This window comes from Vibrio navarrensis (assembly GCF_000764325.1).
GTDB classification, from domain to species: Bacteria; Pseudomonadota; Gammaproteobacteria; order Enterobacterales; family Vibrionaceae; genus Vibrio; species Vibrio navarrensis.
The window spans coordinates 2137230-2150903 of record NZ_JMCG01000001.1 but is presented as its reverse complement, the minus strand read 5'-3'; the positions used below and the strand labels follow the sequence as shown (position 1 = coordinate 2150903).

The 13674-nt window shown below is 48.3% G+C and carries 9 protein-coding genes, 1 tRNA gene, 2 rRNA genes and 1 riboswitch; of the genes, 3 read left to right on the top strand and 9 right to left on the bottom strand.

Annotated features, from left to right (window positions below; all coding sequences use genetic code 11):
- Nucleotides 1–93 precede the first annotated feature (93 nt).
- The 4 genes from EA26_RS09530 to EA26_RS09515 form a co-directional block, all read right to left on the bottom strand.
- Nucleotides 94–2980: ribosomal RNA gene (locus EA26_RS09530) — 23S ribosomal RNA — on the bottom strand.
- A gap of 290 nt (nucleotides 2981–3270) precedes the next feature.
- A tRNA-Glu gene (locus EA26_RS09525) sits at nucleotides 3271–3346 on the bottom strand.
- 67 nt (nucleotides 3347–3413) lie between these two features.
- Nucleotides 3414–4972: ribosomal RNA gene (locus EA26_RS09520) — 16S ribosomal RNA — on the bottom strand.
- The 16S and 23S rRNA genes sit together here with 1 tRNA gene alongside, the layout of an rRNA operon.
- Nucleotides 4973–5418: 446 nt before the next feature.
- Entirely contained in the window at nucleotides 5419–5943 is a 525-nt protein-coding gene (locus EA26_RS09515; protein WP_039427086.1) for a DUF3087 domain-containing protein, read from the bottom strand.
- A gap of 197 nt (nucleotides 5944–6140) precedes the next feature.
- Here EA26_RS09515 and trmY point away from each other — a divergent pair, with 197 nt between their 5' ends.
- From trmY to EA26_RS09500, 3 genes are all read left to right on the top strand, one after another.
- Nucleotides 6141–6743, top strand: a complete 603-nt coding sequence (gene trmY / locus EA26_RS09510) for a tRNA (pseudouridine(54)-N(1))-methyltransferase TrmY (RefSeq protein ID WP_039427085.1) — start codon at nucleotides 6141–6143, stop codon at nucleotides 6741–6743.
- Nucleotides 6744–6780: 37 nt separating this feature from the next.
- Nucleotides 6781–6878, top strand: a riboswitch (TPP riboswitch).
- Nucleotides 6879–6972: 94 nt separating this feature from the next.
- Nucleotides 6973–7812, top strand: coding sequence for a bifunctional hydroxymethylpyrimidine kinase/phosphomethylpyrimidine kinase (thiD, locus tag EA26_RS09505; RefSeq protein ID WP_039427083.1), 840 nt, complete (start codon nucleotides 6973–6975; stop codon nucleotides 7810–7812).
- A 122-nt stretch (nucleotides 7813–7934) separates the two neighbouring features.
- Complete coding sequence (locus EA26_RS09500; protein WP_039427082.1) at nucleotides 7935–8672, top strand: phosphatase PAP2 family protein; 738 nt, start codon at nucleotides 7935–7937, stop codon at nucleotides 8670–8672.
- 351 nt (nucleotides 8673–9023) lie between these two features.
- On the opposite strand, the gene EA26_RS09495 is transcribed toward EA26_RS09500, so the two are convergent.
- The 5 genes from EA26_RS09495 to EA26_RS09475 form a co-directional block, all read right to left on the bottom strand.
- The gene (locus tag EA26_RS09495; protein WP_039427081.1) at nucleotides 9024–9467 is read right to left on the bottom strand and encodes a TetR/AcrR family transcriptional regulator; all 444 of its coding nucleotides are present in this window, start codon (nucleotides 9465–9467) and stop codon (nucleotides 9024–9026) included.
- A gap of 280 nt (nucleotides 9468–9747) precedes the next feature.
- Nucleotides 9748–10038 (bottom strand): hypothetical protein, encoded by a 291-nt coding sequence (locus EA26_RS09490; protein WP_039427080.1) that lies wholly within the window; start codon nucleotides 10036–10038, stop codon nucleotides 9748–9750.
- A 221-nt stretch (nucleotides 10039–10259) separates the two neighbouring features.
- Nucleotides 10260–11060 carry a Cof-type HAD-IIB family hydrolase gene (locus tag EA26_RS09485; protein WP_039427079.1) on the bottom strand — a complete coding sequence of 267 codons (801 nt, stop codon included), beginning with the start codon at nucleotides 11058–11060 and terminating at the stop codon, nucleotides 10260–10262.
- A gap of 114 nt (nucleotides 11061–11174) precedes the next feature.
- On the bottom strand, nucleotides 11175–11714 hold the full coding sequence (locus EA26_RS09480) for an isochorismatase family protein (protein ID WP_039427078.1): 540 nt from the start codon (nucleotides 11712–11714) through the stop codon (nucleotides 11175–11177).
- A 45-nt stretch (nucleotides 11715–11759) separates the two neighbouring features.
- Nucleotides 11760–13508, bottom strand: a complete 1749-nt coding sequence (locus tag EA26_RS09475) for an SgrR family transcriptional regulator (RefSeq protein WP_039427076.1) — start codon at nucleotides 13506–13508, stop codon at nucleotides 11760–11762.
- Between the last annotated feature and the right edge of the window lie 166 nt (nucleotides 13509–13674).

The following is a 13674-nucleotide window of genomic DNA, read 5'->3' as shown; positions in this document are numbered from 1 at the left end:
CTAGAGAATAATCTGGAAAGCTGTTTACGTTCTTTTTAACACAATCAAGTTTTTGTTCTTGTTTTGAGTCTATCAAAACCCTTTGGGTGTTGTATGGTTAAGCCTCACGGGCAATTAGTACAGGTTAGCTCAACGCCTCACAGCGCTTATACACCCTGCCTATCAACGTTCTAGTCTCGAACAACCCTTTAGGACAGTTAAACTGTCAGGGAAGACTCATCTCAGGGCTCGCTTCCCGCTTAGATGCTTTCAGCGGTTATCGATTCCGAACTTAGCTACCGGGCAATGCGTCTGGCGACACAACCCGAACACCAGAGGTTCGTCCACTCCGGTCCTCTCGTACTAGGAGCAGTCCCCTTCAATCTTCCAACGCCCACGGCAGATAGGGACCGAACTGTCTCACGACGTTCTAAACCCAGCTCGCGTACCACTTTAAATGGCGAACAGCCATACCCTTGGGACCGACTTCAGCCCCAGGATGTGATGAGCCGACATCGAGGTGCCAAACACCGCCGTCGATATGAACTCTTGGGCGGTATCAGCCTGTTATCCCCGGAGTACCTTTTATCCGTTGAGCGATGGCCCTTCCATTCAGAACCACCGGATCACTATGACCTGCTTTCGCACCTGCTCGAACCGTCATTCTCGCAGTTAAGCGGGCTTATGCCATTGCACTAACCTCACGATGTCCAACCGTGATTAGCCCACCTTCGTGCTCCTCCGTTACTCTTTGGGAGGAGACCGCCCCAGTCAAACTACCCACCAGGCACTGTCCGCGACCCCGATGAGGGGCCAACGTTAGAACATCAAACATACAAGGGTGGTATTTCAAGGACGGCTCCAACGCAACTGGCGTCACGTCTTCAAAGCCTCCCACCTATCCTACACATGTAGGTTCAATGTTCAGTGCCAAGCTGTAGTAAAGGTTCACGGGGTCTTTCCGTCTAGCCGCGGGTACACTGCATCTTCACAGCGATTTCAATTTCACTGAGTCTCGGGTGGAGACAGCGTGGCCATCATTACGCCATTCGTGCAGGTCGGAACTTACCCGACAAGGAATTTCGCTACCTTAGGACCGTTATAGTTACGGCCGCCGTTTACCGGGGCTTCGATCAAGAGCTTCGCTTACGCTAACCCCATCAATTAACCTTCCGGCACCGGGCAGGCGTCACACCGTATACGTCATCTTGCGATTTTGCACAGTGCTGTGTTTTTAATAAACAGTTGCAGCCACCTGGTATCTGCGACTCTCGTCAGCTCCATCCGCGAGGGACTTCACCATCAAGAGCGTACCTTCTCCCGAAGTTACGGTACCATTTTGCCTAGTTCCTTCACCCGAGTTCTCTCAAGCGCCTTGGTATTCTCTACCCGACCACCTGTGTCGGTTTGGGGTACGATTCCTGACTATCTGAAGCTTAGAGGCTTTTCCTGGAAGCATGGCATCAATGACTTCACTGCCGTAGCAGCTCGACGTCGTGTCTCAGCCTTAGAGAGAGCCGGATTTACCTAACTCTCAAGCCTACGCACTTGAACCAGGACAACCGTCGCCTGGCCCACCTAGCCTTCTCCGTCCCCCCATCGCAATAGTCAGAAGTACGGGAATATTAACCCGTTTCCCATCGATTACGCCTTTCGGCCTCACCTTAGGGGTCGACTCACCCTGCCCCGATTAACGTTGGACAGGAACCCTTGGTCTTCCGGCGAGGAGGTTTTTCACCCCCTTTGTCGTTACTCATGTCAGCATTCGCACTTCTGATACCTCCAGCATGCTTTACAACACACCTTCAACGGCTTACAGAACGCTCCCCTACCCAATGTTCCAAGAACATTGCCGCAGCTTCGGTTTACAACTTAGCCCCGTTACATCTTCCGCGCAGGCCGACTCGACTAGTGAGCTATTACGCTTTCTTTAAATGATGGCTGCTTCTAAGCCAACATCCTAGCTGTCTAAGCCTTCCCACATCGTTTCCCACTTAGCTGTAATTTGGGACCTTAGCTGGCGGTCTGGGTTGTTTCCCTCTCCACGACGGACGTTAGCACCCGCCGTGTGTCTCCCGGATAGTACTTACTGGTATTCGGAGTTTGCAAAGGGTTGGTAAGTCGGGATGACCCCCTAGCCTTAACAGTGCTCTACCCCCAGTAGTATTCGTCCGAGGCGCTACCTAAATAGCTTTCGGGGAGAACCAGCTATCTCCGAGTTTGATTGGCCTTTCACCCCTAGCCACAAGTCATCCGCTAATTTTTCAACATTAGTCGGTTCGGTCCTCCAGTTGATGTTACTCAACCTTCAACCTGCCCATAGCTAGATCACTCGGTTTCGGGTCTAATGCTAGCAACTATACGCCCAGTTAAGACTCGGTTTCCCTACGGCTCCCCTATGCGGTTAACCTTGCTACTAACATTAAGTCGCTGACCCATTATACAAAAGGTACGCAGTCACACCACGAAGGTGCTCCTACTGCTTGTACGTACACGGTTTCAGGTTCTATTTCACTCCCCTCACAGGGGTTCTTTTCGCCTTTCCCTCACGGTACTGGTTCACTATCGGTCAGTCAGGAGTATTTAGCCTTGGAGGATGGTCCCCCCATATTCAGACAGGATAACACGTGTCCCGCCCTACTCGATTTCACTGAACATGCGCCTATGACTACGGGACTATCACCCGGTATCGTTGGCCTTTCCAGACCATTCGTCTAACGCATATAAAGCTTAAGGGCTAATCCAATTTCGCTCGCCGCTACTTTCGGAATCTCGGTTGATTTCTTTTCCTCGGGGTACTTAGATGTTTCAGTTCTCCCGGTTCGCTTCGCTGCACTATGTATTCATGCAGCGATACTTACTTATGTAAGTGGGTTTCCCCATTCGGAAATCGGTGACTCAAGTGGCTCTTACTGCCTCATCACCGCTTATCGCAAGTTAGTACGTCCTTCATCGCCTCTGACTGCCAAGGCATCCACCGTGTACGCTTAGTCACTTAACCATACAACCCCAAAGGGTCTTCTGTTTAAACAACCAAAGTTCGCTATCTCATTATTTGAATGAGCGAGATAGCATTGATTTGCCGGACTCAATTTTGAATTGTCACTATAAGTGACATTCCCAAGAACACTTGAATGTGTTTTGTTGGTGTTTGTCATCAAGACAAACATTGAGAACTTTACAAGTAATTTATCAATAAAGATAAATTACTTTGTCAGCTTTCCAAATTGTTAAAGAGCAGATTTTCTAATGAAAACCATGTTTAAACACACTCGCAAGAATGCTTAAAGATGGTATCCCGTAGGGGAGTCGAACCCCTGTTACCGCCGTGAAAGGGCGGTGTCCTAGGCCTCTAGACGAACGGGACACTAAGATACTCTAAACTGTCTAAACCATATCAATCTGTGTGAACACTCATCGCAACAATCATCGTATAAGGAGGTGATCCAGCGCCAGGTTCCCCTAGCGCTACCTTGTTACGACTTCACCCCAGTCATGAACCACACCGTGGTGATCGTCCTCCCCTAATCTCGAAAGAAAAGGGGTTAAACTAACCACTTCTGGTGCAGCCCACTCCCATGGTGTGACGGGCGGTGTGTACAAGGCCCGGGAACGTATTCACCGTGGCATTCTGATCCACGATTACTAGCGATTCCGACTTCATGGAGTCGAGTTGCAGACTCCAATCCGGACTACGACGCACTTTTTGGGATTCGCTCACTTTCGCAAGTTGGCCGCCCTCTGTATGCGCCATTGTAGCACGTGTGTAGCCCTACTCGTAAGGGCCATGATGACTTGACGTCGTCCCCACCTTCCTCCGGTTTATCACCGGCAGTCTCCCTGGAGTTCCCGACATTACTCGCTGGCAAACAAGGATAAGGGTTGCGCTCGTTGCGGGACTTAACCCAACATTTCACAACACGAGCTGACGACAGCCATGCAGCACCTGTCTCAGAGCTCCCGAAGGCACTCCAGCGTCTCCGCTAGATTCTCTGGATGTCAAGAGTAGGTAAGGTTCTTCGCGTTGCATCGAATTAAACCACATGCTCCACCGCTTGTGCGGGCCCCCGTCAATTCATTTGAGTTTTAATCTTGCGACCGTACTCCCCAGGCGGTCTACTTAACGCGTTAGCTCCGAAAGCCACGGCTCAAGGCCACAACCTCCAAGTAGACATCGTTTACGGCGTGGACTACCAGGGTATCTAATCCTGTTTGCTCCCCACGCTTTCGCATCTGAGTGTCAGTATCTGTCCAGGGGGCCGCCTTCGCCACCGGTATTCCTTCAGATCTCTACGCATTTCACCGCTACACCTGAAATTCTACCCCCCTCTACAGTACTCTAGTTTGCCAGTTTCAAATGCAATTCCCAGGTTGAGCCCGGGGCTTTCACATCTGACTTAACAAACCACCTGCATGCGCTTTACGCCCAGTAATTCCGATTAACGCTCGCACCCTCCGTATTACCGCGGCTGCTGGCACGGAGTTAGCCGGTGCTTCTTCTGTTGCTAACGTCAAATGATGCTGCTATTCACAACACCACCTTCCTCACAACTGAAAGTGCTTTACAACCCGAAGGCCTTCTTCACACACGCGGCATGGCTGCATCAGGCTTGCGCCCATTGTGCAATATTCCCCACTGCTGCCTCCCGTAGGAGTCTGGACCGTGTCTCAGTTCCAGTGTGGCTGATCATCCTCTCAGACCAGCTAGGGATCGTCGCCTTGGTGAGCCCTTACCTCACCAACTAGCTAATCCCACCTGGGCATATCCTGACGCGAGAGGCCCGAAGGTCCCCCTCTTTGGCCCGTAGGCATCATGCGGTATTAGCCATCGTTTCCAATGGTTATCCCCCACATCAGGGCAATTTCCCAGGCATTACTCACCCGTCCGCCGCTCGCCACCCGAGAAACAAGTTTCTCTGTGCTGCCGCTCGACTTGCATGTGTTAGGCCTGCCGCCAGCGTTCAATCTGAGCCATGATCAAACTCTTCAATTAAAAGTTTTTTGAAGCTTGCGCTTCGGCTCAATGAATACTGAATAAATTGACTGTGCCGAATCTTGCGATTCGTTTTGGTCACTCAGTTCATTGATAAATCTTTTGCGATTATCATCAACGAGTGCCCACACAGATTGATAGGTTTATATTGTTAAAGAGCTTGCTTTTCGAGAAGCTTTTCTCTCGAAGCGGAGGTGCATTCTAGCGAGTCAATTTAAAGAGTCAAACACTTTTTCAAATTTCTTTTCGGAGAAGTTTTTCACCTCGCTGATACCGCTGAAGCCTTGTGGCGTCTGCCGTGTCAGTGGATGCGCATTATAGGCAGAGAAATTTTATTGGCAACCCATTTTTTGCAAAAACCTGCAAAAATTGGTTTAGATGAACAAATATCACCCAACCGCTCGTTTTGCATACGCAGTTGTTAATAGTAAGTAGCTATATGTAGATTAAAACTGGTTTAACCACGTCTCGTCTATCTCCCCAGTCTTAAGCCTCGCCCCCTGTTTTCGCTCCCAATCCTCTAATTTCTCTAGCTCACGCGTGACGCTGTCCAAAGTCAGCGTATTGTTGTCTAACTCAAAGATCTGTACTTGGCTTTGATAATAGAATTTTAAAATCGTATATGCCTGCAGATCTTCTTGCTCTGCTGCCGACTTTATCTGTTTCAGTCTACGAAAAATGCGATTGTGCAATTGTTTCATTTGCCAAACGTAAACGACTTCTTTGAAGAAAGGATGCCCTTTCACTTGATTGAGTAACGAAACCGAGGTCAGAAGTCCAAGAAGGACACCGATCAAGTTCCAGTGGAAATTGCCCGTCGACTCTTGTTCGACGACTGTCTGGTTACCAAACAATGAAATCAGCAAGCTACCGAATGCCAGTGATAAGAGTGCGAAAAGCACCACAAAGCCAACAATGACAATATTGGTTTTTCTGCGGTAAAGCGATTTTTTGATAGATTCAATTTTCATGTTTCATTCTAATAAAGCAGTGAGTTTATCCTCTATGCTGCTCGATCACACTGGCTAACTCAATAAGGGTTTTATAATCAAATTCGCATTTTATTTATTTCTTCTTTAATAGAGGTTTTTTGTTTTGGCTCGCGCCTCAGTCTGACTTGGGTATATACTCCGCCCATTCAACTTACTGCTCATTAGAGGTTTTATTTATGCGCTCTTTTGTTTTACGCGCCCGTGCCGCCCCAACTAACAGTAAAGCCTTATTGGAAGGCGTTGGTCAGGAAGCGCACACTGAAATTTTGGCACATACTTTGATGAACACCATGTTTGTTGCTCAATCGCACCGCGAGGATGTGACGGTCCATTTAGTGCTGGAAAGTACTCAAGACTATTCTCGAACCATCACGATTCAGTCAAACGATGTCACGAATATCAACGGCTTTAATGAAGCCACTTTACTGAATGTGGTTGCTCGCTCGTTAGATGCTTCTCAAGGAATGGCCAAAGAAGAGTGCCGTAATGTGGAACCAGGTGTAACGGTTCGAACCATCAGTTTTGAGCGCCTTATTCAAGAGATTGCGGAAAACCACCAGCTTTATATGTTGGATAAAAAGGGCGAATTTGTTCGCGACGTTGATTTTGCGCCAAATCCCTGCTTTTTGCTCACCGATCACATTCCGATGCCGAAGAAGACTTTCAACAGCTTAAAACGCTTAGGTACGCAAAAGATCAGTCTTGGCCCTAAGATGCTGTTTGCTTCCCAGTGTGTCACCTTGATCCAGAACGAGTTGGATCTACGCGAGTCATTGTGAGTGACTTGCAGCAGGCCTTTTTGCTGCTATGATGTCGCAGATATAGTCGGGGAGCCTTTAGGCTGAGATCGCAAAGCGAGACCCGTTGAACCTGATGCAGTTAATACTGACGTAGGGAACTATATGCGTGTTCACCCGTTTGTTGCGGTTAAAGACAAATGTTTCCCCCATCGCACGGCGGCAGATTATTGAATACGCAGTTCCTGTACGTCTTGTTGTAGGAAGCAAGATGATACTTTCACAAGACTCTCAATCCCACATCCCTATTGTTCTCACTATCGCTGGCTCAGACTGCGGTGGCGGTGCGGGTATTCAAGCCGATATTAAGACCATCTCCGCCACTGGCAGTTACGCCTGCTCTGTGATTACCGCGATTACCTCGCAAAATACTCAAGGGGTATCCGCCGTTCTGCCCATTCCACTTGAACATATTGCATCGCAGCTAGATGCGGTGTTCAGCGATTTAGATGTCCGAGCAGTAAAAATCGGTATGTTGGCAGACGCCGATATTATCCGCCTTGTCGCCAGCAAAATCCGCCAATATCGTCCACCGTTTGTTGTGTTGGATCCAGTGATGGTGTCCACCAGTGGCCATCTGCTTCTTGCGCCGGAAGCCATCAACACGCTCAAGGAAAGCTTGATCCCTCTGGCCAGTATCATTACACCGAACCTTCCCGAATATGCCGCTTTAACCCAACAGCCTCAACCCGAGAACGAAAGCGGCCTAATGCAGACAATCCAAGAGTTACGTCTTCTACGCGCTAAAGCAGTATTGCTTAAAGGTGGCCATTTGGATCAGGAGCAATACAGCAGCGATCTACTGGTTGAAGGTGATAAAGCTGAGCTGATCCGTTCGGCGCGTCACCCGACACGCAATACACACGGTACGGGTTGTACCCTCTCTTCAGCGATCGCCTCTTACTTAGCGCAAGGCTACCGGATGCACAAAGCGGTTTTTCTCGCCAAACAGTACATCTCTCAGGCTATTAGTCATGCCGATGAGTTATCTGTCGGTCAAGGAAGAGGGCCCGTGAACCATTTCTTTGCCGGACATATGCACGTGCGCTGACACAAACTTTCGCCGAACGGTTAGCAGGCAGCAGAGTGACCAAGCAAATTAACTTTGCCCTGATATTTCTGCTGCTTGCCTTGGCATACAATGCCGCTTTTTATTAACGGCGGAAACTGTTCGTGAACCGTGCTCTCAATTTTAAACTGGCTGGGCTTATCACCCTTTTTTGCTACGCTCTTTGCCTTGGCGTCATCACTTGGTTTTGCTACCCAGCCTCTCTCTTTTCTCCAGTCACCTCGTTTGAAGGGCGCCTATTGACACTTTTAACTTACTCAGCGGGCAGTCAGGGCTTTTTCATCACGCTGATTATTCTGTGCAGTTGGGCACTCTCAATTCGTAAATTTAGGCAAGGCGTACTACAGAAATTTTTGCAGCTTGGCCTGTTACTCATCATAGGTTTTGCAAGTAAAAGCGGCTTAAAGCTGTCAACGGAGAGCCCCCGTCCTTATAGCGAGTTGCTGGCCGCTGAGCAGATCATTGACTCTCCAGCAGATTTTTATCGTCTTGATGATACGGAAAAAGCGCAGGCCATTTCAGCCGTATCACAAAATATCAGCCCATGGCGAAGCCAACATTGGCAAGGCGAGAAGGACTATTCATTTCCTTCCGGACATACCCTCTTCGCGGCGATTTGCGTGGCTTTTTTTGGGGCGGCCTTTTTATCTGCTAAGCGATACGGCGCGTTAGTATTGTTACTGGTATGGGCGAGCAGCGTGGCCTATAGCCGATTGTGGTTGGGGATGCATCGCCCTGTAGACCTGTTCGGTTCTTGGGCTTTTGTGGCAGTCGTATTTATCCTACTGCCCAATCATTTACCTTTTGTCAGCCAGTGGATATCGCGGTTAGCGAAACAATGAAGCGCGAATGAGAAACCGTCACGCCTTCCATTGCTGAAGGCGTTCTATATTCAATTTCATCTTAAGCGAAGTAGAAAATGAATGGTGTTCAAAATGAAGCCAAAAAGAAGGTCGTTTGGCAAAAGTAGGACAACCAAACGACCAAAAGCCATTTAAGCTAAGCTGGTTATACAACCAAAGCATAGAAAGTGTTGTCTGTGAGGACCAACTCACTTAGACGGCGCCATTATAACGTGAGTCAAAGGAAAAGAAAGAAATAAAACGTGCCATCCGTTATTTATTGATGGATTTATGACTATAAATTCGCACTTTTTCTTTTTCAGCGGTACTAAGATATGAGCTTCTGTTCAATCAACAAATTGAGCAGGAAATATTGACCACGGCATAGCCAATCGCCATGTACACCACTCTTTCAACCTCTTCTGCGTCACCTTGAATTAAGCGTGTGAGTCGGGTTCGGCCTTTCTCGGTACAAATGATCTCTCCAACGTTTTGGATAAGATTGCGAAACATTCTGTCTTCTCGCACAGCCTTCACCCAAGAGCGATAAAAATCCTCTGGAGAAGAGAACTCCAACGACTGAATCACCAGCTCAACAGCCTTTGGTTTCAGCTCTTCCAGCAGATCTTCTTTTCTTTTGAAGTGGCCATTCACCCCGGAACGACTGATACCCGTTTTCTCTGCGATATGGGTAAACGTCAGGTTTTCATAACCTTCCAGCAGGAGGATTTTAAATGAAGTATCGATAATGTTTTGTCGTGTTTGCTGTGCCACTGCACGACTCACTCTTGGCATAACGTCCTCCTACTACTCGGCTGTCTCGCCCAACTAAATATACAAACAACTACTTACGAAAAATCCGCTATTATTTTTATCAACAATACGTATGACGCACAATAAACATGCGAAATGTATCATTATACGAGCCTAAGTTTTGGATAAAATATCATAATTTAAACATTCAGAGGGAACAAATTTAAAGGATTTCGTCCTTTATTTTGACAAGCGAACAACCGAAATTGCACAAGAGAATAAACAGCCTCCCCTGTGCAAAATCCATTTATCCTTAGGCAAACTACAAATCGCGCATCAGGATTTCATATTCCTCTTCCGCCTCTTTGATTAGGCTGCGTAACTCCTGAGCATCTTGGTTATTGAGCAAGAGTTGCCAAGGTGATGCTTGATGACAGCAGACAACACTGACACCCTGTGGATTTACCTTGAAAGAGAGATTGTCGAAACTGCTGCTGTGGTGTTGGTACAACTCCAAAACTTCGATTTCGACTGTTCCTGTGGGGTTTACTTCAACACAGGCATGTAAATTTGGCTTTCCTGAAACGGTGTAATGACGTTGAACGGGAAGCATGATGTCCTCCTGAACCTGCCCATTAACAGACCAAGTTCAGTGTAGGACAGGAAAGTAAGACGCGAGGTTAAACCGATGTGAAGATTGATCTCTGTTAAAGGAAGACGCAATGGTCGCGCGCGCAGAAGCAAGCCTGCATGTTTTGTGCAAGCAGGCTTAGCGCTTTATGTACCGCAATGTCTGCTATGTTGCCCATGAGATTAGCCATTGCGGCAAGGAACTTAAGCTAATACTTGCTGTGTGATCACTTGAAATACGCCAGCTTCGCGATTACTCGGCGCACGAAAACGTGCAATCTGTTTGATGTGTTCATGGGCGTTTTCCATCGCGTAAGAATAGAAGCTTTCGTTGAGCATCTCCGTATCGTTGAGATAATCGCCAAAACTCATCGTTTGCTCAAAGCTAAAACCGAGCGTTTGCTGCAAATGTTTAATGGCAGCGCCTTTTGATGCCTGAGCATTCATCACATCAAGCCAAATTTTAGCGCTGACGACCACTTGATGAGTCTCACCGAACAAGGCTTTCATCCTTGGGTTGACTAAATCTTCTGCGCCACCAAAATGACAGATCGCCACCTTAATGAAGTCATCTTCCACCGCCAATAGATCGGTCACGTAGGCGCAGCGGTGGTAATATTTGGCAAACTCCTCCAACGCTTGTGCGTCTTGCGTTTCGATGTACGCCGATTTCTTACCACACAGCACAATATGCGCACCTTCTATCGAGCGAGCGGCGGTGACGATAGCGTCAATCTGCTCCTTGGCGATGGTGCAACTATAGAGTTCTTCCCCTTTGTGCATCACTAAAGTGCCGTTCTCCGCAATAAAGAGCATACGTTCTTTGACGGGTTCAAAGGTTTTGATCAAGCTGTAGTATTGACGCCCAGACGCTGCAGCAAACAGAATGCCTCTGGCTTGCAACTGTTCAAACATCGGGAAAAACGCCGGGTTAAGTTGGCTGTTTTCGTCCAGCAAAGTACCGTCCATATCGGCAGCAATAAATTTAAGATCGGATAACGACATACAGAAATTACCTAAAAATAATAAAGCAAAGTGGGCCCAATCTGAGCAGAAAAAGTCTCGCTTGTACAGCGATAAGGGTTGACGATCGGCACTTTGCTTAACGTGCCGACAGCATTACTTAAAAAGTGGCAGTAGCGCTTTGAACGCGGGATGTTTGGCGTCCTCCATCAATTCAAACAGGCACATTTCCAGCCCCGTCAAGCCAACACCGCTGGCGCAGAGCTTTTTCAGTGCCAGTTCTTTGTTGGCAACATCACGCGAGGAGACACAATCACTGACCACCTGAGGCTCATAACCCATTCGTTTCAGATCCATGGCCGTTTGGTAGACACAAATATGCGTTTCAATGCCACAGAGAAGCCATTGTTCAACCTGACATGCGCGGATAGCTTCTGCAACAGACTCGGTGCGGCACCCAGAAAAGGTGTGTTTGTGAAACGGAACAAATCCCGTCAGTGCATGCGCGATCGGCTCGGCTGTCTGACCTAAATTCTCGGGGATCTGTTCAAGCCAGATGATGGGCAGATCCAACGCTTTCGCTCCTTCAATAAGCTTGACAATATTAGCGATCATCTGCTCACTGCCATCCACCATTTGCGCCAGCTTTCCTTGGACGTCAACAACGATGAGTCCGGTGTTGTTACTCTCTAACATCTGCTTTTCCTTTTTGGCTGGATAATCAACCTCTTTAATATAGTCTTATTCTGCTGCCCACACATTACGAATATCTGGCCATCCCCAATTGGTGAGCGCAACATCTTGTAATACGCCATGGAAACGCAACGTCTGTAAGTGGTGGAACAGCGGCGAAATCCAATACTCATTGATCAATGCCGAAGCAATCGGTTCAAGCTTGTCGAGATAATCAACTAGGGGCACTTCAGCGCGCAGGGCGATCAGTTGTTGATCCAGCCATTCACTTGCCGTCTCACCAATACAGGCATGCAAGATGGGATTGCTAAAGAGATTGCAAAAGGCGGAAGCATGGCGGTTATCGTCTAAGCTGATGTTGGTCAAAATCAGCGCTTCGCTGAGCTCACCTTCTCTGGCTTTTTGATCCAGTCCACGATAGGAGTATGTTTGGATAGTCACTCGGCATCCTTGTTCGGCAAGTAGACTCTGTATGGCGCGCGCGCAATGCGACAACACTTTGTAGTTGTAAATCGCAAGGTCGATCTGCTTTGGTAGCTTCACTTTTTCCGCTTTTGGCCGCACGACAGCTTGCCACTGCGGCAGCAGATTGTGCGCCGTCACTGAACCAAACGAGCCGTTCATTTTCGCAATCTCGCTTTGCACCCGTTGCGGTGTCAATAGACCGCTGAGATAACGACGCTGCGCTGGACTAAAAGCGTTGCGTCCAGTTTGGTTATACATCAACAGCAAACAACCATCCTCTACTCGGCTCTGCTGCTGCGGGTGAGATTCCTGTGCAGATTTTCGAGAGTTGACATAATGGTTACAAGGCTCATGGCTCGCCTCAGGCTGGTTGGTCTCAATCTGTTTGCGCGCGGCCGTCTGCTCGTCAATCAGCCAGATAGTGACTTGATCGGTAATCGCACGACAAGCAAAGTAGTTTTCAAACGCACGCAACTTAAACTGCACCTCGGAATGTTCCACCAATTCAAACGGGCCGCTACCAATCACCAACGGACTTTGCGTTGCATTAACTTGGCTAACAGGCTGAATAGCGTAACGAACGCCAGCAATCAGGCCTGCAAATCCGCGATCCGACTGTTTTAAGGTGAACACCACTTTGAGTGGCGACTGGTCGACGATGTTATCGAGATGAGCCAACTCTTTGCGATACAAATCCAAGCTCGAGAGTTTGGCAAACAGACTGACAATCGTGCTGGCGTCAATCGCAGCGCCGTTGTGAAACGTCAGCCCCGGTCGGAGATAAAACGTCCACTTGCGATCATCGTCTTCACTGCGCCAATGATGGGCTAACTCCGGGTGCAACTGGCCATCTTTATCGCAAGAGAGCAAGCAACAGTAGAGCTGACGGATCAAAAAACGTTCACTACTGCGCTGCAAGTGGTGCGGCAGAATTTGTTCAAATGGCCGTTTATAGGTGAGTTGGATGTGCAAACGCCCAGCGCGCAGCGATGCGCCCGAGGTGTTTTTCAGCAGGCGACCGAAAGCATTTTGATCTTGGTCCAAAATGGCCAACGCTTTTTCATATTTTCCCGCCCGGATGCGCGTTGTGGCCAGTTGCTCTTTCAATGAGGCCAGCTCAATATTCAACATCAATTGCGATCGCTGGTTGCGTCCAGACTTGGGTTGCCACTGTAGCCAACCCGCCTGCTGCATTTGTGTTAACAAGCTGCGTGCGTGTCTCGGCGTGGTAAAGAGTAGATCGGCCACCTCCTGTAGCGTCGTTTTGACCGCGACGCCCACTCCCATAGGCTGTAAACGCACGTAGTAACGAAGAAGATTGAGTTCTGACAAAAGTGAGCCTCGCTAAATGAGAAGCCACTAGTATCGCGTAAACCGGGAGAGAAAAAATCAGAAAAAAATCGCTTTAATTGTTCCTCGTTTTACCACTTTCACTCCTAATCTCAGCCTTTTTTGCCCTTCACTCTGTTTATCCGGAACAAAACGGAAAAACTTACTC

Bases quoted from the DNA above. Each gene is read 5' to 3' on its own strand.
- EA26_RS09515 (WP_039427086.1), bottom strand. From the start codon at position 5,943: ATGAAAATTGAATCTATCAAAAAATCGCTTTACCGCAGAAAAACCAAT.
- trmY (WP_039427085.1), top strand. From the start codon at position 6,141: ATGCGCTCTTTTGTTTTACGCGCCCGTGCCGCCCCAACTAACAGTAAA.
- thiD (WP_039427083.1), top strand. From the start codon at position 6,973: ATGATACTTTCACAAGACTCTCAATCCCACATCCCTATTGTTCTCACT.
- EA26_RS09495 (WP_039427081.1), bottom strand. From the start codon at position 9,467: ATGCCAAGAGTGAGTCGTGCAGTGGCACAGCAAACACGACAAAACATT.
- EA26_RS09490 (WP_039427080.1), bottom strand. From the start codon at position 10,038: ATGCTTCCCGTTCAACGTCATTACACCGTTTCAGGAAAGCCAAATTTA.
- EA26_RS09485 (WP_039427079.1), bottom strand. From the start codon at position 11,060: ATGTCGTTATCCGATCTTAAATTTATTGCTGCCGATATGGACGGTACT.
- EA26_RS09480 (WP_039427078.1), bottom strand. From the start codon at position 11,714: ATGTTAGAGAGTAACAACACCGGACTCATCGTTGTTGACGTCCAAGGA.